This window comes from Rhodopseudomonas sp. BAL398 (assembly GCF_033001325.1).
In the GTDB taxonomy this organism is placed as follows: Bacteria; Pseudomonadota; Alphaproteobacteria; order Rhizobiales; family Xanthobacteraceae; genus JARJEH01.
In genome coordinates, this window is sequence record NZ_CP133111.1 from 1,889,098 (window position 1) to 1,908,947 (window position 19,850).

The window sequence follows — 19,850 nt, forward strand, 5'->3', positions numbered from 1 at the left end:
CTAACATGCTGTCGCGCACCGCTGAAAACCTGTTCTGGCTGGCCCGCTATGTCGAACGCGCCGAATATCTGGCGCGCACCATCGAGGCGACGTTGCGCGTCGCCGCGCTGCCGAATGCCTATACGGGGAGCCAGGGCAATGAATGGGATTCGGCGCTGCTGACCGCCGGCGTCAGCACCGGCTTCTACAGCCTCTATGACGAGGCCAGCGAAGCCAATGTGGTGGAGTATCTGTCGTTTTCCACCGCCAACCCGTCCTCGATCCGCAATTGCATCGAGAACGCGCGGCAAAATTCGCGCGCGGTGCGCACCGCGCTGACCGGCGCGATGTGGGACACCATCAACGGCGCCTGGATCGACCTGCAGGAGACTTGGGGCAAAGGCGCCAAGACCCGCGAGGAGCTGACCAAGTTCCTGCGCTTCGTGCAGGAGATCTCGCTGCGCTTCGACGGTTCGGCCTACCGCACCATGCTGCGCAACGACAATTACTGGTTCTCCCGGCTCGGCCTGCACCTGGAGCGCGCCGACAACACCGCCCGCATTCTCGACGTCAAATATCACGTCCTGCTGCCCGAGGAGGAGCATGTCGGCGGCCCGCTGGATTATTATCAGTGGACCTCGATCCTGCGCTCGGTCTCGGCGTTGACGGCCTATCACTGGGTCTATCGCGAGACGCTGAAGCCGTGGCTGATCGCCGACCTGCTGATCCTCAACGACACGCTGCCGCGCTCGCTGGCCTCCTGCTATGGCAATCTGGTGCGCAATCTTGACAAGATCGGCGTCGCCTATGGTCGCCAGGGGCCGGCGCAGCGCCACGCCCGCGGCGTCCGCAACCGGCTGGAACACAGCCATCTGGATGACATCTTCCAGCGCGGCGTGCACGAATTCATCCAGGAATTCATCCTGGATAACAGCCGGCTCGGCGAAATCATCGCCAAGCAATATCTGATCTGAGCTAAGCTGACACACCCCAACCGGATTGCCGACGCCATGCGCCTGCGAATTGCCCATACGACGACCTATCGGTATGAGCCGCCGGCCACCGGCGTCATCCAGATTCTGCGGATGACGCCCGGCAGTCACGACGGCCAATACATCGCCGACTGGCAGATCGACGTCTCCACCGATTCCCGGCTCGACGTCCATGACGACGCCTTCGGCAACATCACCCATGTGCTGACCATCGGCCCGACCAGCGACCTCACCATCAGCGTCGAGGGGCTGATCGAGACCCAGGACACCGGCGGCATCCTGAAGGGCACCGAGGAGCGGTTTCCGCCGCGATTCTTTCTGCGCGCGACGCCGCTGACCGAACTCAATCCGACGATGGCGGCCTTTGCGCGCGACCTGCGCGCCGCGACCGGAGACGACGTGCTCGGCTTCCTGCACGCGCTGATGATGCAGATCAACGAGCACATGACCTTCGACGGCGACCCGACCAATTCCGGCACCTCGGCGGCCGAAGCCTTCGCGCTGCGTCGCGGGGTGTGCCAGGACTACGCCCATATCTTCATCGCCTGCGCCCGGTCCGCCGGCGTGCCGGCGCGCTTCGTCGCCGGGCATTTCCTGCGCGCCGACGGCATGGTGGATCAGCAGGCCGGCCACGCCTGGGCCGAGGCCCATGTCCCGGTGCTGGGCTGGATCGGCTTCGACCCGGCCAATGCGATCTGCACCACCGACGCCCATGCCCGCGTCGCCATCGGCCTCGATTATCTCGGCGCCGCGCCGGTGCGCGGCACGCGCTATGGCGGCGGCACCGAGACCCTGACGGTGACCGTCAAGGTCGATCAGGCCAGCGGCCGGCCGGGAAAATGGCAAAGCCAGTCGCAGAGCTGACGCCGGACCACGGCGCCCGGCCCGCGCCAGCGCGCGGGCTGTGGGGGCTGGACGACTCCGGCGAATTGACTAGTGTCGCCAAGCTGGCCGACCGACGCAGGTTGCGGCCCCCATCCCCCATCATCGCCGCGTTTCGAGGACCGACATGACCTATTGCTGTGGAGTTCTGGTGCGTGACGGGCTGGTGATGATCGCCGATACCCGCACCAATGCCGGGCTCGATAACGTCTCGACCTTCCGCAAGCTGCACGTCTTCAGCAAGCCCGGCGAGCGGATCATGGCGGTGGCCAGCGCCGGCAATCTGGCGATCAGCCAGTCGGTGCTGTCGACGCTGATCGAGGGCATCAAGGACGAGACCAGCGGCGAGGTCGAGACCCTGATGAATGCGCCGACGATGTTTCAAGGCGCGCAGCGGATCGGCCGAGCCATCCGCCACGTCAACGCCACCGAGGCCGAGGCGTTGAAGGCCGAGGAGATCAATTTCGAGGTTGCGTTCCTATTCGGCGGTCAGATCAAGGGCGGCCGGATGCGGCTGTTCATGATCTATCCAGCCGGCAATTTCATCGAATGCACCACCGATACGCCCTATCTGCAGATCGGCGAGCACAAATACGGCAAGCCGGTGCTCGACCGCGCGATGCATTACGACGTCGAATTATATGAGGCGCTGAAGACCAGCCTGATCTCGATGGATTCGACGATGCGCTCCAATCTCGGCGTCGGCATGCCGATCGACGTGCTGGTGGTGCGCACCGACGTCTACGACGCCGATCTCAACCACCGCATCGAGGCCGGCGAGCCGTATTTCCACGATCTGCGCTCGCGCTGGTCGGCGGCGCTACGCCAGGCCCACAAGAACATCCCGCGCCCGCCCTACAAGAAGGACGACTAGGACTCCGTCGTTCGGGCGGAGCGACCTATCCCGCCGTCATCCGGGGCGCACATAGCGAAAACACCGCGGCTTGTTGAAGCGGTTGCCAGCCATTACGATCGCGCCAAGCAAGACGGCGCATCAAGCAAGAAACACCGGGGAGAGACACCATGGCAGCGGCCACCAGAATCGCAATCGTCACCGGCGCCGGCACCGGGGTCGGCCGCGCCGCCGCATTGGCGCTGCTGCAGGCCGGCTTTACGGTGGTGCTGGCCGGCCGCCGGCTGGCGCTGCTGCAGGAAACCCAGAAGCTCGGCGAGGCCTTCGGCACCAGCCTGCCGGTCACCGCCGACATGGCCGACCCGGCCTCGATCGCCGCGCTGTTCGCCACCACGGTGGAGAAATTCGGCCGGCTCGATCTATTGTTCAACAATGCGGGGATCGGCGCGCCGCCGCTGCCATTCGAGGATCTGACGTTGGCGCAATGGCAGGCCGTGGTCGACACCAATCTCACCGCGCCGTTTCTGTGCACCCAGCACGCCTTCCGCATCATGAAAGACCAGACCCCGCGCGGCGGCCGCATCATCAACAACGGCTCGATCTCGGCGCATGCGCCGCGGCCATTGTCGGCGGCCTACACCTCGACCAAACACGCCATCACCGGGCTGACCAAATCATCCAATCTCGACGGCCGCGCCTATGACATCGCGGTCGGCCAGATCGATATCGGCAATGCGGCGACGCCGATGACCGACCGCATGGTTGACGGCCCCGGCGTGCTGCAGCCGGACGGAACCAGCAAGCAGGAGCCGCGGATGGACGCCAAAGCCGTCGGCGACGCAGTGGCCTATATGGCCGGCCTCCCGCTCGACGCCAACGTGCTGTTCATGACCGTGATGGCGACCAAGATGCCATTCGTCGGGCGCGGCTGAGCCATCGCTGCGGTCGTCAACGAACCCGATCCGGCGGCCCGGCCGCCTGATCCGATCGGCTGACTTGCCTGCCGGGTGATCGTGTCATACTCGTCCTCCGGCCTCGGGGGACTCATGCTTCAGCTGCAATCGGCGTTTGGCGTATTCGCGCTGTTGATGCTCGCCTGGACCTTCGGCGAGCATCGCAGCCATGTCTCGGTCAAGCAGGTCGCGATCGGCCTTGTCGTCACCTTCCTGACCGCCGCGATCCTGCTCAAGCTGCCGATGGTCGCCCACGCCTTCGGCGCCATCAACGACGCCGTCGGCGTGATCTCGCAGGCCAGCCGCGCCGGCACCAGCTTCGTGTTCGGCTATCTCGGCGGCGGCGCGCTGCCGTTCGACCCCAAGGCGCCGGGCGCTGCATTCATCCTCGCGTTCCAGGCGCTGCCGATCGTGCTGGTGATGAGCGTGCTAACCACGCTGCTGTTCTACTGGAAGATCCTGCCGCCGATCGTGCACGGCATGGCCTGGCTCTTGGAACGCACGCTCGGCGTCGGCGGCGCGGTCGGGCTGTCGACCGCTGCGAACGTGTTTCTCGGCATGGTCGAGGCGCCGCTGTTCATCCGGCCCTATCTCGGCCAGCTCAGCCGCAGCGAATTGTTCCTGGTGATGACCGGCGGCATGGCGGGGATCGCCGGCACCGTGCTGGTGCTCTACGCCACGCTACTGGCGCCGGTGCTGCCCGACGCCGCGGCGCATTTCGTCATCGCCTCGGTGCTGGGCGCGCCGGCCGCTATCCTGATCAGCCTGATCATGGTGCCGGAGACCGCGCCCAAGCGCACCGGCGGCGCGCTCGACGATCCCGGAATGATCGCCTCCAGCACCATGGACGCCATCGTCAAGGGCACCACAGCCGGGCTCGAATTGCTCCTCAACATCGTGGCGATGCTGATCGTGCTGGTGGCACTGGTCTATCTCGCCAATGCGGTGCTGGGCCTGCTGCCGGATTTCCATGGCGCGCCGATCTCGCTGCAGCGGCTGCTCGGCTACGCGATGGCACCGGTGTGCTGGATGCTCGGCCTGCCATGGGATCAGGCGGTCACCGCCGGGTCGCTGATGGGGATCAAGACCGTGCTCAACGAGCTGATCGCCTATGTGGAATTTTCGAAACTGCCGGCCGACGCGCTCGATCCGCGCTCGCGGCTGATCATGCTCTATGCGCTATGCGGCTTCGCCAATTTCGGCAGCCTCGGCATCATGATCGGCGGGCTTTCAACGATGGCGCCGCAGCGCCGCGAGGAGATCGCGGCGCTCGGCCTCAAATCGATCGTGTCCGGCACGCTGACCACCTGCCTGATGGGCGCGGTGGTCGGCGTGCTGACATAGCGCCGGCGCTATCCCATCCGTTCCCACAATTGCCGCACCAACATGCCGGCCCGCTTCTCGATCGTGGCGGCGGCGTCGAGCGCCAGATCCTCGCGATAGCGCCCGGCGATCAGCTGCACGCCGATCGGCTTGCCGTCGTGTAGCCCCACCGGCACCACGGCGCCCGGCAGGCCCAGCACGTTGATCGCCGAGATGAAGCGCAGATCGTTCCAGAAGATCTCGCGCACGCGCTCGGCGCTGATGGCGTCTTCGCGCGGGCCCGGCGTCGGCTTCACCGTGGTCGGCGCCAGCACCACCGGATAATCCTCGAAGAACATTTGCCAGGCGCGGATATGGCCGTTGCGCGCCGCGGTGGCGCGCATCCAGCCCGCCATGTCGAGCACATTGGCCTTGGCCTTCATGCCGGTCCAGGCGGTGCGGAAATCCTCGGAGGTCACCGCCAGCATCCCGGCTTCCTGCATCACCATGACTTCATTGGTGATGATGTCGCACCAGTTCTGCCACACCCCGTTGATGTCCGGGACCTCGACCTCGCTGACCCGATAGCCGCCGCGCTCCAGATGATCGGCGGCCTGCCGCAGCGCGGCGCGCACCGAGGGATCGACGTCCATATCGGCCGGCAGTTTCGCCAGCGCGACCTTGATCGGTCCCTTCGGCTTCGGCCCCTGTAGCGGCGCCGGCACCCACCACGGATCGCGCGGATCGCGCTGGCTCATCACCTCGAGCCCGAGCCGGACATCGCCGACGCTGCGCGCCAGTGGGCCCTGCCCGGACATCAGATGCGACAGCATCGGCCGCTCCGCCGCGGCACTCTCGTTATAGGCCGGGATGCGGCCCTGGGTCGGCTTGATGGTGGCGATGCCGTTGCAATGCGCCGGCCAGCGCAGTGAGCCGCCGATGTCGTTGCCATGCGCGATGGTGCCGATGCCGGATGCCACCGCGGAGCCGGCGCCGCCCGAGGAGCCGCCGCAGGTGATGTCGGCACTCCAGGGATTGAGCGTCAGCCCGTGCAGCGGATTGTCGGTGAAGGCGCGGAAGGAAAATTCTGGCGTGTTGGTCAGGCCGAGGACGATGGCGCCGGCCTTTTTCAGATTGCGCACCACCGGGGCGTCCGATGGCGCGATGATCTGCATCTGCGCGGCGACGCCATTGGGGTTGGGCCGGCCGTCATAGTCGACGTTCTCCTTGATGGTGATCGGCACGCCGTGCAACGGCCCGAAGCCGGCCTTCCCCGGCCTGGCGCGGTCAGCGGCTTTGGCCGCCGTGAGCGCCTGCTCCGACAGATCGACCACGACCGCATTGAGCGCCGGATTGACCGCGTGCATCCGCGCGATATGGGCCGAGACGACCTCGACCGAGGAAATTACGCCGGCGCGAATCGCCGCCGCGGTGTCCACTGCCGACCATTGCCAGACCGGCCCCTTCGGCGGCCGCAGCTTGGCGGCACGCGGTGCGGCCCGTTTGGCTGTGCTGGCGCGGCCGACCGGCGCTGCCCGTTTCTTCGCCGCCGGCGTGGCGCGGGTCTTCTTCGTGCTCACGGTGTTTTTGGCTGAGGCCTTCTTGGTCGAAAGCTTTTTGGCTGAAGTCTTTAGGGCTGAAGCGTTCTTGGCTTGAGTCTTCTTGGCGACAGTTCTTTTCGCGACAGTCTTTTTGCTCACATCACACCTCTCGTTACCGGCGCTGCACGGTAAGGGCGCTGGGCCACGGTGTCGAGGTGGATGGGACAGCAGCACTCGCCTTCGAAACCGGCGTCGCGCCTATTTGTTCGCCGTCAATTCCACGGTGTCGAACTCCGCCGGCAGGATTACTTCCAGCAATTCGCAATCGTCGGAGTAATCATTGATCTTGTGCCGGATCCGCGGCGGCTGGGTCCAGCAGCTGCCTTCGCGCATCAGGATCTCGCCGTGGCCTTCGAGATCGGCCTTCACCCAGCCGCTCAGCACATAGACCATCTGGAAGTCGACATCGTGGAAATGCAGCTTGGAAACCTCGGCCGGGTTGCACGGTCCGACCAGCCGGATCACATGGGCCTGGACCATGCCATGGCTGGCGCGGGCGATGCCGAGGTCGCGATATTGCGCATAGGCGCGCAGACCATTGGCGACGAAGGAATCCTCGCGCAGATGGCTGATCGCGACGCGCTGCTTCAGACGCGCTGGCGCGGCTGCGGGCTTGGCTTCGGAGTTGGCGGCGGTTTTGGCCGCAGGCTTCGCGGGAGTCTTGGCGGCCGATTTGGCCTGGGGAATGGCCTTCGAGCGGACCGCCGACTTGCCGACCAGCTTGGCCATCGATTTCACGGCTGCCTTGGTGTTGGGATTGATCTTGGAATTGGCCTTGGACTCGGACTTGGTCTTTGACCTGGCCTTGGCGGCCGACGCCGAACCGGATCTGGCCGGGCCCGTCGCTGCCTTGGTCGCGCGAAAACCTGCGGATGCCATCTGTTTCTCCCCCTCGCGGCGCGCCCCCGTTGCTCGGGATGCTGCGCCGCTTGGTGAGGTTAGCCGCTGGCGATGACGACGGCAATTCGTCAGATCGGGGATCGCCCTCAATGCAGCCGGAAGACGCCGTCAATGGCGCGCAGCTCGGCCGGCTTGATCAGCTTGCTGTGCGCCACGGTGACGGAGACCAGCGGCCCTTCCAGCTCCTTCTCCCAGAACGCCAGAAAATCCTTCAGCGCCGGAAATTTGGGAAACAGATCGTAATTCTGCCAGACATAGCTTTGCAGCAGCCAGTGCCGACCGGGGCGGCGGTACAGAATCTCCGCCGTCGTCAGCCCATAGCCGAGCACCTGTTTCCTGAAATCTTCAGAAACTTCACCCTTTCCGACCATGCCAACCTCCGTGGGTCGAGCGCATTCAGCAAAAGTGGTGTCCGGTCTTGCCGTTCGAATGAGCCCGATGCCGTTGCCCGATCGCGGCGGGGCGAACCGGAAGCCACCTCGCTCCACCCGCGATGTTCCAAATGTGACGCAGCCAAGTAACCCATCACAAGCCTAAAAGTTTAACGATGTGTTGAATAATTCAGCGTTAGCAGCGACTTAGCGCCAGTGCTAATACCAGCCGGGTGGCATTAAGAGTGCCGGCGAAATCTGGCAGCCGCCCTATTTGAGTGCTAATTTTTCTGCTATCAGGGCTTGTTCCCACCTCAACTCTGGCTTATCTCCAGACCATCGCCCTGGCACTCGCCGGGCGCGACTGCCAATTTCAAAAACTCGAATATCTTCAGAAACTTAGGAGGACTTGCATGAAATTCCGTCCGCTGCACGACCGCGTTGTAGTCAAGCGCATCGACGCCGAGGCCAAAAGCGCTGGCGGTATCATCATCCCCGACAGCGCCAAGGAAAAGCCCTCCCAGGGCGAAATCACCGCTGTTGGCCCGGGCGGCCGCGACGAAGCCGGCAAGCTGATCCCGATCGATCTCAAGGTCGGCGACCGCGTGCTGTTCGGCAAATGGTCCGGCACCGAGGTCAAGCTCGACGGTGAAGAGCTGCTGATCATGAAGGAAAGCGACATCATGGGCGTCCTCACCGACGTCGCGCCCGCCAAGAAGAAGGCGGCCTAAGCGCCACACGCGCCCTCATCCTGAGGAGCCGGCGCAGCCGGCGTCTCGAAGGACGAGGGCAGATGTTTTGAACTCTCATCCTTCGAGACGCGGACCAAGAGGTCCGCTCCTCAGGATGAGGCATCCAAGTCGAACCCAAGGAAACACATATGTCAGCTAAAGAAGTCAAATTCGGCGTCGACGCTCGCGATCGCATGCTGCGCGGCGTCGACATTCTCGCCAACGCCGTCAAGGTGACGCTCGGCCCCAAGGGCCGCAACGTCGTGCTCGACAAGTCGTTCGGCGCGCCCCGCATCACCAAGGACGGCGTCACCGTCGCCAAGGAGATCGAGCTCGAGGACAAGTTCGAGAACATGGGCGCCCAGATGGTGCGCGAAGTGGCCTCGAAGTCCGCCGACCTCGCCGGCGACGGCACCACCACCGCGACCGTTCTGGCCGCCGCGATCGTCCGTGAAGGCGCCAAGTCGGTTGCCGCCGGTATGAACCCGATGGATCTGAAGCGCGGCATCGACCTGGCGGTGGAAGCCGTGGTCGCCGACCTCGTCAAGAATTCCAAGAAGGTCACCTCGAACGAGGAGATCGCCCAGGTCGGCACCATCTCGGCCAATGGCGACAGCGAAATCGGCAAGTTCCTCGCCGACGCGATGAAGAAGGTCGGCAACGAGGGTGTCATCACCGTCGAGGAAGCCAAGTCGCTTGAGACCGAGCTCGACGTCGTCGAAGGCATGCAGTTCGACCGCGGCTACATCTCGCCCTACTTCGTCACCAACGCCGACAAGATGCGCGTTGAATTCGACGACGCCTACATCCTGATCAACGAGAAGAAGCTCTCCAACCTGAACGAGCTGCTGCCGCTGTTGGAAGCCGTGGTGCAGACCGGCAAGCCGCTGGTGATCGTTGCGGAAGACGTTGAAGGCGAGGCGCTTGCCACCCTGGTGGTCAACCGCCTGCGTGGCGGTCTGAAGGTCGCCGCCGTCAAGGCGCCGGGCTTCGGCGATCGCCGCAAGGCCATGCTGCAGGACATCGCGATCCTGACCGGCGGCCAGGCGATCTCGGAAGATCTCGGCATCAAGATGGAGAACGTCACCCTCGCCATGCTCGGCAAGGCCAAGAAGGTGATGATCGACAAGGAGAACACCACGATCGTCAACGGCGCCGGCAAGAAGGCCGACATCGAAGCCCGCGTGGCGCAGATCAAGGCGCAGATCGAGGAAACCACCTCGGACTACGACCGTGAGAAGCTGCAGGAGCGTCTTGCCAAGCTGGCCGGCGGCGTGGCCGTCATCCGCGTCGGCGGCGCCACCGAAGTCGAAGTCAAGGAGCGCAAGGACCGCGTCGACGACGCGATGCATGCGACCCGCGCCGCTGTCGAGGAAGGCATCGTCCCGGGCGGCGGTGTCGCTCTGCTGCGCGCTTCCGAGCAGCTGAAGAAGATCAAGACCCAGAACGACGACCAGAAGACCGGCGTCGAGATCGTCCGCAAGGCGCTGTCCTGGCCCGCTCGCCAGATCGCCATCAACGCAGGCGAGGACGGCAGCGTCATCGTCGGCAAGGTGCTGGAGAAGGACCAATATAATTACGGGTTCGACAGCCAGACCGGCGAATATGGCGACATGGTCAAGAAGGGCATCATCGACCCGACCAAGGTCGTCCGTGCGGCGATCCAGAACGCGGCTTCCGTCGCGGCTCTGCTGATCACCACCGAAGCCATGATCGCCGAACTGCCCAAGAAGGGCAACGCCGGCGGCGGCATGCCTCCGGGCGGCGGCATGGGCGGCATGGATTTCTGATCCAGGCCACCTTCGCGAAAGCGAACTATCAAATGCAAAACCCCGGCGGAAACGCCGGGGTTTTTGTTTGGAGGAGACGAGGCTGTCGTCGTTACCATCCATGGCCGCAACGAAGCGCTGCGCGCGACACAGTCAACTCACCTTGCGAGCAACGATCCATAGGAAGCGGGCGTCTTCATTGTCTTGCTGAACGACCTCCGCCCGAACCATCTGAAGACCGGCCTGGCGCACGAAATCGAACGTTACCGCATCGCTGTTGTGACTAAAGAACATCTCCGTACCGAGCCATTTACCAACCCAGTCATGCGCACTCCCCGTACCAAAACTGCCGACAAACAGCCCGGCCGGTTTGAGCCATTCGCTAATTCGCCTCAGCAGTAACCCTTGCTCAGTCGCCGCAACGTGCGTGATCGAATAGAACGCCGCAACCCCATCAAATGACGAGACGGGCAAGTCCACCGTCATCATATCGCTTTGCAGGAAAGCGGCGCGATGAACTCGCTCCCGCGCGATCTCAATTTGCCGAGCAGAACTGTCCACCCCAGTTACGGCGTGACCGGCGAGGCACAATCGTTCGGCGACAGGAATCCCGGCGCCACATCCCAAGTCCAGGACTTTTGACTTTGGTGGCAGGGCCGCAATAAGTTCGTTTAACCACGCGTCTCGCACGTTGGATGATGAGAAGCGGTCGAGATAGGTTTCGGCAATCGCGTCATACCCTCGCGCTACCAAGTCTTTCGGATTCGTTGTCATTGATCAACTGGCCGGTTACCCGCAGCGATGGGTGGATCTTTTCGCGAAACCCATCACATCGCAAGCCCCTCGCGCGGGTATCGCGCCGCTCAACCCGTTCTGCAAGACAGCGCAGCCCGTAAGTCGGATTAGCGGAGCGCAATCCGCCTTACGATGGCCGTCCGCTCCCTTTCCGCGCAGCGCGGCGTGAGCGCAGCGGCGGCATAGCGTTGCGCCGGCCGGCGCAATTAGCTTCGTTGTTGCGTCGGGCTCTCCCCTACCCCTTCGTCGCGCCGTGCGCGCAGAGGCAATGCTGGATTCGATTTGGATTCATCCTCGACAGCACCACATCGCCTTCCCGCATCGCAGTTTCGCCATGGTTCCTTCAGTCTCAATTCATCCGCCACGCCCCAAGGTCCTCGCATGGCTTTCGCATCGAAACAGCCAATGCAAGGAGAACGCTCGTGAAGAACATTGCTTTTGGAATGGCAGCCGCGGTGCTGCTCGGGCTGGCGTCATTTGCGGCGCCGGCGTCGGCTGCCCCGGTCGCGGCGCCCGGAATGGTTGCCGCGCCGATGACCGACGTGTCGGCGGCGCGCCGCGTGGTGCGCAAGACCGTGATCCGCCGCGGACGGGTCTGCACCATGCGCAAGGTGGTGCGCCGCGGCCCGATGGGCCGTCGCGTCGTCACCAAGACCCGCGTCTGCCGCTGACGAATCTGCCGGGCTGTCCGCGTCAGCGCACGGCCCGGCGCTCCCCCCGCCACGGCGGGGCGGCCAGCCCCGCAATCGCCGCTACGCGCCCGAGTCCGCCGGGACAGGCCGGCTAATGCGCCCGGCCGCGCCTGTGTCAGGCCCTCCTCAGCTCAGAACGTCACGCGCAGGTTCGCGCGGACACCATGGTCGGAGATGCCTGAACCCAATTGGCCGACATAGTTGAAGCTGATCGCCGTGCTCTGGTTGAGAGCGGTGCCGAGGCCCGCTTCGAACACGGCAACATCCTGCGCCACCGGCACGCCCGACACCGTGAATGCGTCTCCGCCCGAAAACGCATTCGTGGCCGTCGCCGTGACGTTGCTGAGCAGATGCCGCCAGCCGATCATGCCGTTGGCGGTCACCGCCGCAGGGCCGAGATTGATGTCGGAGTTTGCCCGCAGGCCCAAAGTCGTGAACGTTGCGTCGACCACATCGCTCGCACTGGTAAGTGCCGCCGCGCCACCCTTCTCGGTGAAGCCGGAGGTGTTAAGGCTGACATAAGCGAGGCCCGCGAAGGGCTTGAAGCTGGCGCGTCCGAGGTCGATCTGGTAGCCGACATCACCATAAACTTGGGTCGTGCGCGCATTGTAGTCGGCCGAGAGCCGATCCGCAAAACCGGGCAATGCAACATTGCGGTTCGATGACAGATTGTGCCAGGCATGGTTGACGCCCAGGCTCAGCGCAACGGCATTCCAGTTCCCGCCACCATAAACGCCAAGGCTGTAAGTATCACCCGACACCGCACCTCGCCCGCCATTGAGGCTGATGCTGGAATATCCATAGCCTCCGACGACACCGAGCCGGAAGGCATGGAAGACTTCACCATCGGCACCATACAGGACACCGCCGGCGCTTCGGTTGAAATCGGCGGCGTTGCCGTTGCCGTTGAACTTGCCCCACGAGCCATAGCCCCGCGCCCAGACCGCGCTGTCGGAACCGGCCGCACTTGCCTGCAGCTGGCGATCCGTCGCGTCGCGCACAAAACGGCTGTCGTCGAGCAACGCCGTCTTGGCCGAGGCGTAGGCTTCGCCCGACGCCTGGTCGAACCCAACGCGCGCCGTCGCGTCGAACGCGGACGCCGAAATCGCGGAGCGCAACCCGTTGCCGATCGGCACGCTCTGCAGGCCGTCGGCCGTGGCGCGTTGATTGAAGGTCGCCGCCGCATCGGCGAAACCGCGGGTCTGCTGCGCATCCACATACACATGCGTGGGGTCGTAATTGGCGATCAACGCGTAGAACGCCGACACATAGGTATCCCCGGTCAGCGTGTACCTGCCGGTGACCCCGCCGGTCGCCGTCAGAACGGTGTAGTGCGCATCCGGTGCATAAGCGGCCGTGCCGTAACGAGAGACGCTCAGAATCGCGCCGGCGTCGATCGTGGCGGTGCCATTGACCGCGATCTGATCCGAGACCGCGCTTCCGGGCACCAGTTCGGCATGATAGGTCGCGCCCGACGCCTGATGGTAGTTGCCGGCCACGGCCAGCGTGCCCGGACTGTTGCCGGGCGAGATCGTCGACCCTGACAGCAACTCGGTGGTCCCGACCGTGCCCGAACCGGACAAGACAGCGCCGTTGTAGACAGTCACAGCGGATGCACCGCTGTCGCTGTTAACGACCATTTTTCCGTCCTTGACGAGGATGCCACCGGTATAGCCGCCGCCGCTTCCGGACAGCGTCAGCTGGCCGTCACCGGTCTTCTCGATATAGTCGAAATCGCGGTATTGGCCGGTCGAACCCACCGACAGTAGCGCAAAAGACGCCGCGCGGGTGGTATTCAGCACGAGGTAATTGTCTCCCGTTCCCGCCTGGACGATACCCTGAATGGTCGACTTCTCGGCATCGAGCTCCAGCCGGTTGGTGCCGCTTCCGAACTGAATCGCTTTGCCGCCGCCGGTATTCGAGATCGTGCCGGCATTGCTGATCGTGCTGTTGCCACTGCCGGTGACGATCGCAGCATCGCTGGCCGAACTGGTCGTGACCGTGCCCGAATTCACCAGAGAGTTGGTGGTGCCGTTCAGATTGACGCCCACAGCGCTCGCAGTGACTGTGCCGTTGTTCGTGACGCTGACGGAACCGCTCGACGTGGACGCGACGATGCCTTGCGCCGCGGTGACGGCCCCAGCCTGAGTGATGGTAATCGCTCCGGATGGGGTTGTGGCCAGAATGCCGGTCTGATTGGCCTGAACGATGCCGCGTTGCCGGTTCTCGATGGTGATTTGTCCCGCTGTTGCGATGTCCGCGTAGAGGCCATGATGACCCGTGCCCTGGTCCACCTGACCAGTGTCGTCCTGCGAGATCGCGGTGCCGCTGTTGACGATCGTGACGTTGCCGATTTCCGCGAACGACGCGATGGCGGAATCGTCCTTCGCGGTCACGGTGCCGGAATTCGCGATCTCCGACGAACCGTTCGCCGACCAGGCGACGAGGCCCTGACGCAAGCGGCTTTCCACGGTGCCGCTGTTGTCGATCGAAGACAGGCCATTGTAATTGATGGACCTGGCGCCGGCCTGCGCGGAGGTGACCAGGCCCGAATTGACGATGCTCACCGTCACCGGATCGATGCCGTTGTAGTTTCCGTCGGCATAGAGGCCGCGGGCGAAGGCGGAGGTGACCCGACCGCTGTTGATGACGCTGGAACTGCCGAGATTCGTCGTCAGGGTGATGCCGTCCTGGTCGGCGCCGGTGGCGGTGACGGTGCCTGCCGAGTTGATCGACAGATTGCCCGAAACGTCGTTCCGCAACCAGATGCCGCCCATATTCAGGTCCGACACCAGCGTCACGCCCGAACCGACATTGACCGACAGATTGGCGTTGCTGCGGTTGGTCTGCCAGGCGATCGCCGGATAAGTGGGCCGATGGACGGTCATGGTGCCGAGAACATTCACCGTCACGTCCAGCGGGGTGGCAAAACCATTGGAGGGATAGATGTCGATACCACCGGAACTGACCGAATCGATAGTGATCAACGAGTTGCCTTCGGTCGGCACCGCCGAAATGAGCGAACTGTCACATTGGGTGATGGTCGCATTGCCGGAAGCCGAACAGGCCGCCTGAGCGGCCGTCCCGCACACCGCGCCGAAAAAGACTTGGCTCAGCGCCGTCGTCATCAACAAGCGGCGGGCAGATGCACGCGCGGCGGATTTCGAAACGGAATTGCCGCGGGCGTTCATATCAACCTCCTTAGCGTTTTCTTAACACCTCCCTCTGTGTAGTTTGAGCAAATGCAATTCACAATCAATTAATGTCCGGAACCGCACTTTTGCCGCATCGGACGAGCGATAGTTGGGATTTCGAATTTCGATAACTGGGGCCGGCGCGCCAAACGATATCGAGCGCACGCGCAATCTCACAAGCGGGACGTAGAGACGAGCTGGATATCCAGCCGCGACGAGCGCGGCCGCCCGTGAGGCGGGATGGCGCAATCTGTTTCGCCCGGCGCGGCTGAAGACAACCAATTCGTCGCGCTTGACCGCGAGCCGCGCTATCGCTCCCGCCTGTGCGCGCGGCGATCCTGTTCGGGCGGATTGAATACGGCATAGCAGGCGGGGCTGAGCTTCGGGCCGGCTTGGCGCAGGCAGGACTCGACGCGCCCGGCATCGGGGATCGCATCGCCGCATAACCGCATCGCGTCGGGGGTGCAGGCTTGGCGCTCGGCCTCGGTACCCTGCGCCACGGCCGGCAGGCTGAGGCAGCACAGCGCCGCGGCCACGCCCAGCATCTTGATCGAAAACATCAATTCATTCTCCTGACCGGGAGAGAACCGCCCAGCCGCCAATGGGTTCCGGCATTTCTGTTACCCGAGGCCGGCAGGGCCAACGCCCTGGCCGGACCGGCCTTGCCGCCGCGGCGATCACCGATCACAGAATGCCGGCCGGTTTTGCAATTTTTCCGACCTATTGAACTTTGCTGCATTGCGGAATAAGGACACTCGTAATCATTTGCATCTATCGGTCGCGAAAGCGTGGCGGCGTGGCCGGGTTCAATTGTTGTGATCGGAAATCGAAATGAGCTTGTTGATCCAGGGCTTTTACGCCGTTCCGGTGGTTGGCTGGATGGCCAAGGACGCCGTTAAGGGCCATTCTGACGCCAAATACTATTTTGGCTTCAATGCCGCGGTGATCCTGGTCGGGCTGACCTACTTTATCGGCTATCCCTTCGTGATCTGCGTCGCGCTGGCCGGGGCGGCCGCCGCGCTTGTTGGGCTGATCGTGCTGACGTCGTTCGATGCGATGGGCCGCCCTCCCGAAAAAATCAGCGAGGATGCCCGCCGCGCCCGCAACAAGGCGGCCCGGGCCGCCCGCAAGGTCCGGCAACGGGCCTGAATCGCGCGCTCCCGCAACGTCATTGCCGGGCACTCGCCTCTGGCGACACTGACGCAGGATTGACGACCTCCTAATCAGGGGCGTGCCCCAGATGCAGCGCAACGCGCCGCGCAGCGGCATGGTGCGCTGCTAAGCCGGGCCCCGGTTGAGGCGGCGCGCAAAGCGGGGTCCCGGTTCTGCGACGCAGCGCTGCGCGCTGCATCGCGCCCAGGACACGTCGCACCAAGAAAATTTAGCCTCTACTTATCCCTGCTCGCAAAACCTCGCTTATCATCCGCGTGTCCCGCCCCACTGAGGGGCGCTCGCGATCGTCACGGACGCGGGGCGGGATGCGGTGGGCGCGCGTGGCGTTCGATATCTCGGATCGCGCAGGGGCAACCTTGCGAGTGAGATCGGGCTGACGACGGCGCCAGGCGCGAACGGCCCAGCGCGGGATATCCCGGCGCATCGCCTTGCGCCATGAGGCAGAGCCGCGGCCGTCCAGGACGGCGGCGGGTCGCAAGTCCCCTGCAGTGGCCGTCACCTCAGGCTCGGCGGTCGGGGGTTTTCGCGCTTCAAGCCGTTAACACCATCGCGTGCGGAACGCCGGACGATGCCGGCGTGACCGTGGTGACTAACTCGTGTGCTTTTCACCTTGCACACGAGGTCGCGGACGCGTCACGCGTCCGGCGTTCCGCGCGCCCTCTTGGCAAGAGGGCGGAACGTTCACCGCAAAACCCGGGCGCGCCGCGCCGCGGGAACGCGAAGGTGTATCCGAACTTCGCGGGCTGTTTGACAATCAAATCCAACTTCGTGTCCCGGGCGCGGTGCAGCGCGCAGCGCTGCTCCGCAGAACCGGGACCCCGCTTCTGCCGCCGACAACACCACCGGGGCCCCGGCTCAGCAGCGCACCACGCCGCTGCGCGGCGCGTTGCGCTGCGTCCGGAGCACGGACCGGGACCGCAACAAATGCAGGCAGCCGTGGTGGCCTACTCGAACCGCCATTTCGCCGTCATGAACGGGCCGTGGGTGGTGAAATTGCTCTGCAGATGTTGGGCCGTGGCGAGATAGACGCCGTTCGGCGGCAGCACCAGCGAGGTCGGCACCTGGGTCACCGCATATTCGCCGACCGCGTCGAAATACACCGCGGCCTGATAGCCGAGCTCGACCTGGAACTGGCCATAGGCGGTCGGCGCGAAATTATAGGCAGCGGCCAGTCTTGCATCGATGCTGGGGATCACCCGGGTGGCGTTGGGCGATTGCAGATATTGCACCGTCGGCTCGGCCAGCGCCGGCTTGGTCGTCAAATAATCGACGCGGCTTTGCGTGGTGCCGATCAGCGCCGCGCCGGCGACTTCGCCGGAGAAGTCGAATTGACCGAGCGCATACTGGCCCTTCACGCCGACGCGGGGACCGGCGCCGGTGAAGCGCGAATGGTTGGTGTAGGAGCTCGAGGCCGCGCCGTCGCGGCTCTCGGCGGTGCCGGTCAGGTCCTGGCCGAGCCGGGCGAATTCGACGCCGCCGAAGGCGCGCAGCTGGAAGTCGCAGTCGTTGCAGAAGGTGTGGCCGGCATCGAGCTTGACCGAGTCGAGCTGGGTCTGCACCGAGCCGCGGCCGCGCTTGTACAGCGCCGATTCCGGCCCGATCAGATAGGGCGGGCCGATCATCTGCGTCGGCGTCGCCTCAAACGAGGCGTTGGTGGTGTCGTTGAGATGCGTCCATCGCAGCGCGATGTCGTTGGCGCCGCTGAAATAACGGGCGCCGACATCGAAGCTCGGGGCGAAACCCGGCGCCAGCGACTGATTATTCCAGTGCGGCGACACCAGCGGCAGCGGATTGATCAGCGTGGCATATTCGAGATTGCCGGCGACCGTCTGCAGGAACAGCAACGATCCGCTGACCTCGAAACCGGATCTCGCGGGGCCGGCGACGGCCAGCACCGGCGCCTTGGCGTAACCGTCGCCGCTTTGCCGCGCCGGCATCGCTTGCATATCGCCCCGCTCCAGGCGCGCCATCGCCGGCCGCAGCGCTGGCTTTGAGGCTTCGAGCCGGTTGAGCCGCGCCCGCAGCCCGGCATTTTCCCGCTCCAGAGCGTTGAGCCGCGCGGTGATCCGCTCCTCGGCAGTGGCCGCAAAGGCGACGTGGGGTATCGCCGAACACGCTAGGATCAAGCCGAACAGCACCGCAGGTCTGGTGAATCGGGTCATGGGCCGCACTCCCTCCGCATGAGTCGCCCGAATCATCCGGGGCTCATTGCGAGAAGCAGAGCACGTTGATGCTGCCGCGATGAGCAACATCGCTCACCGCGCGGAGTTGGGTGCCGATAGCGACATCCTTGCATCACTGGCACAACTACCAGGACGGAGCCGTGCGCCGCTCGCCCTGCCCGCTATGCGTCGTTCAGGCTGCCGACCACGACCAGCTTCTTGATCTCGCCACGGCGGAACGCCTGCAGGAACTTGTTGTAGTCCTTGAACGAGATGCAGCCATTGGAATCGCCGCGCGGCCCCAGCATATAGGTGTGCGCCAGCAGCCCGTTGCGACCGAAGATGACCTGATCGCCGCCGACCGGATTTAGCCGGATCGCCGCGACGCCGTGGAACAAGGATTCGCGCATCTTCAGATTGTAGATATGCGGCGGGGTGGCGCCGCGCATCCGGACCTTGACGTAGCGCGGATTATCCAGCTTGTCGCCGAGCCCCGAATGGGCTTCCAGCTTGGAACCGTCCGGCATGTAGACGGTCGCGGCGCTGATGTCATAGACCGCGGTGACCCGATCATCGGGCGAAGCCGTGAAGGCGCCGCTGCGCGCCGAACCGGTGAGATCACCATCGGCCGAGGCATAGGCCAGGCCAGGCGCCTCATTGTCGGATCCGCCGAACAGCTTCTCGAAGATGCTGGACTTGCGCGCCGCAGCCGATGCCATGATCGCCGCCTTGGCGCGCTCCACCAGCGCGGTGTGGCGCGGCGCGCGCGGCGTTTCCGGCAATCGCGCCAGCGACGGTCGCGCCGGCGGTACGGGCACGTTCAGGGCGAGCTGGACCGGCGCGGTCTTCGGCGCGGCCGGTTTCGGCGCGGCTTCCTTGGCGGAGGCAACTTTCGTCGGCGCGATTTTCGTCGCCGCAACATTATTGGACGCAATTTTCGTCGATGCGGCCTGCGGCGACGCCTCGGCCACCGCGCTCGGCGCCGCAGCGAGGGCCTCCGGCTGCCGGAAGCTGTCGGGCGCCATTCCCAGCGAATAATTGGAATCCATCAGGGCGAAATATTGATTCTTCTGTTTCGATTCAGCCGGCGCGGCGATCACCGCTGCGGTCTTGATCGTCACAGCCGACGCCTTCGCGGCGAGCTGCTTGCCGAGCTTGGCAAGATCCGACGCCTTGGCGGCCAGCACCACCGGCCCGCTCTTGGCGGCGTCGGCGAGCGGCGCAAAGCGCGCGGCGAAGGAGAGTCGCTCGACATGGCGCAGCGGCGCCGGCGGCACATATTCGACGACGCCGACGCTCGGATAGATGCTGGCGGCGAACACATTCGCATACACCGTCCAGACGCAGCCCACGACCAGCGCCGACACCGCCGCTCCGCCGATGAGGTTCCTGGAGCCGGCCTTGCGGCTTCCGCGATGATTGGGCAAATGACGCGCCCCGTGACTCACACTCATAAGCTTCGCATCCACACTGGTCCCCTCGCCTGCGGAGCTTCACGGAA

General features: G+C 64.6%; 17 protein-coding genes. 9 read left to right on the forward strand and 8 right to left on the reverse strand.

Going from position 1 to position 19,850, the window contains the following annotated elements; all coding sequences use genetic code 11:
• Window positions 1-5: 5 nt before the first annotated feature.
• The 5 genes from RBJ75_RS09125 to RBJ75_RS09145 all read left to right on the forward strand — a co-directional run bounded on the left by RBJ75_RS09125 (window position 6) and on the right by RBJ75_RS09145 (window position 5,003).
• On the forward strand, window positions 6-953 hold the full coding sequence (locus RBJ75_RS09125; protein ID WP_044408632.1) for an alpha-E domain-containing protein: 948 nt from the start codon (window positions 6-8) through the stop codon (window positions 951-953).
• A 36-nt stretch (window positions 954-989) separates the two neighbouring features.
• Complete coding sequence (locus RBJ75_RS09130) at window positions 990-1,835, forward strand: transglutaminase domain-containing protein (protein WP_044408630.1); 846 nt, start codon at window positions 990-992, stop codon at window positions 1,833-1,835.
• A gap of 145 nt (window positions 1,836-1,980) precedes the next feature.
• A complete protein-coding gene (locus RBJ75_RS09135; protein ID WP_044408627.1) occupies window positions 1,981-2,727 on the forward strand; it encodes a peptidase in 747 nt (248 codons plus the stop codon).
• 149 nt (window positions 2,728-2,876) lie between these two features.
• Window positions 2,877-3,638 carry an SDR family oxidoreductase gene (locus RBJ75_RS09140; RefSeq protein WP_044408624.1) on the forward strand — a complete coding sequence of 254 codons (762 nt, stop codon included), beginning with the start codon at window positions 2,877-2,879 and terminating at the stop codon, window positions 3,636-3,638.
• 114 nt (window positions 3,639-3,752) lie between these two features.
• The gene (locus RBJ75_RS09145) at window positions 3,753-5,003 is read left to right on the forward strand and encodes a NupC/NupG family nucleoside CNT transporter (RefSeq protein ID WP_044408621.1); all 1,251 of its coding nucleotides are present in this window, start codon (window positions 3,753-3,755) and stop codon (window positions 5,001-5,003) included.
• 8 nt (window positions 5,004-5,011) lie between these two features.
• On the opposite strand, the gene RBJ75_RS09150 is transcribed toward RBJ75_RS09145, so the two are convergent.
• The 3 genes from RBJ75_RS09150 to RBJ75_RS09160 form a co-directional block, all read right to left on the reverse strand.
• Window positions 5,012-6,541: an amidase family protein gene (locus RBJ75_RS09150; protein ID WP_044408619.1), complete on the reverse strand. Its 1,530-nt coding sequence runs from the start codon at window positions 6,539-6,541 to the stop codon at window positions 5,012-5,014.
• Window positions 6,542-6,760: 219 nt separating this feature from the next.
• Window positions 6,761-7,291, reverse strand: a complete 531-nt coding sequence (locus RBJ75_RS09155) for a cupin domain-containing protein (RefSeq protein WP_052628876.1) — start codon at window positions 7,289-7,291, stop codon at window positions 6,761-6,763.
• Window positions 7,292-7,548: 257 nt separating this feature from the next.
• Complete coding sequence (locus RBJ75_RS09160) at window positions 7,549-7,833, reverse strand: usg protein (protein WP_044408616.1); 285 nt, start codon at window positions 7,831-7,833, stop codon at window positions 7,549-7,551.
• A 413-nt stretch (window positions 7,834-8,246) separates the two neighbouring features.
• Between RBJ75_RS09160 and RBJ75_RS09165 the strand changes: the two genes are divergently transcribed.
• A complete protein-coding gene (locus RBJ75_RS09165; protein ID WP_044408613.1) occupies window positions 8,247-8,564 on the forward strand; it encodes a co-chaperone GroES in 318 nt (105 codons plus the stop codon).
• Window positions 8,565-8,713: 149 nt separating this feature from the next.
• Window positions 8,714-10,354 carry a chaperonin GroEL gene (gene groL / locus RBJ75_RS09170; protein WP_276156937.1) on the forward strand — a complete coding sequence of 547 codons (1,641 nt, stop codon included), beginning with the start codon at window positions 8,714-8,716 and terminating at the stop codon, window positions 10,352-10,354.
• Between the two features lie 132 nt (window positions 10,355-10,486).
• On the opposite strand, the gene RBJ75_RS09175 is transcribed toward groL, so the two are convergent.
• Window positions 10,487-11,107 carry a class I SAM-dependent methyltransferase gene (locus RBJ75_RS09175; RefSeq protein ID WP_044418418.1) on the reverse strand — a complete coding sequence of 207 codons (621 nt, stop codon included), beginning with the start codon at window positions 11,105-11,107 and terminating at the stop codon, window positions 10,487-10,489.
• A 443-nt stretch (window positions 11,108-11,550) separates the two neighbouring features.
• On the opposite strand from RBJ75_RS09175, the gene RBJ75_RS09180 reads away from it, so the two are divergent.
• Complete coding sequence (locus RBJ75_RS09180) at window positions 11,551-11,799, forward strand: hypothetical protein (protein WP_044418417.1); 249 nt, start codon at window positions 11,551-11,553, stop codon at window positions 11,797-11,799.
• Window positions 11,800-11,951: 152 nt separating this feature from the next.
• Here RBJ75_RS09180 and RBJ75_RS09185 read toward each other — a convergent pair whose 3' ends face one another.
• Together RBJ75_RS09185 and RBJ75_RS09190 are read right to left on the reverse strand one after the other, a co-directional pair.
• Window positions 11,952-15,011 (reverse strand): autotransporter domain-containing protein, encoded by a 3,060-nt coding sequence (locus tag RBJ75_RS09185; protein WP_276156938.1) that lies wholly within the window; start codon window positions 15,009-15,011, stop codon window positions 11,952-11,954.
• A 311-nt stretch (window positions 15,012-15,322) separates the two neighbouring features.
• Window positions 15,323-15,574 carry a hypothetical protein gene (locus tag RBJ75_RS09190; RefSeq protein WP_044409643.1) on the reverse strand — a complete coding sequence of 84 codons (252 nt, stop codon included), beginning with the start codon at window positions 15,572-15,574 and terminating at the stop codon, window positions 15,323-15,325.
• A gap of 271 nt (window positions 15,575-15,845) precedes the next feature.
• On the opposite strand from RBJ75_RS09190, the gene RBJ75_RS09195 reads away from it, so the two are divergent.
• Window positions 15,846-16,163 carry a hypothetical protein gene (locus RBJ75_RS09195; protein WP_044409638.1) on the forward strand — a complete coding sequence of 106 codons (318 nt, stop codon included), beginning with the start codon at window positions 15,846-15,848 and terminating at the stop codon, window positions 16,161-16,163.
• 968 nt (window positions 16,164-17,131) lie between these two features.
• On the opposite strand, the gene RBJ75_RS09200 is transcribed toward RBJ75_RS09195, so the two are convergent.
• On the reverse strand, window positions 17,132-18,349 hold the full coding sequence (locus tag RBJ75_RS09200) for an Lpg1974 family pore-forming outer membrane protein (RefSeq protein ID WP_044403865.1): 1,218 nt from the start codon (window positions 18,347-18,349) through the stop codon (window positions 17,132-17,134).
• A 182-nt stretch (window positions 18,350-18,531) separates the two neighbouring features.
• Window positions 18,532-19,716 carry a DUF2778 domain-containing protein gene (locus tag RBJ75_RS09205; RefSeq protein WP_234707275.1) on the reverse strand — a complete coding sequence of 395 codons (1,185 nt, stop codon included), beginning with the start codon at window positions 19,714-19,716 and terminating at the stop codon, window positions 18,532-18,534.
• Window positions 19,717-19,850: the final 134 nt, after the last annotated feature.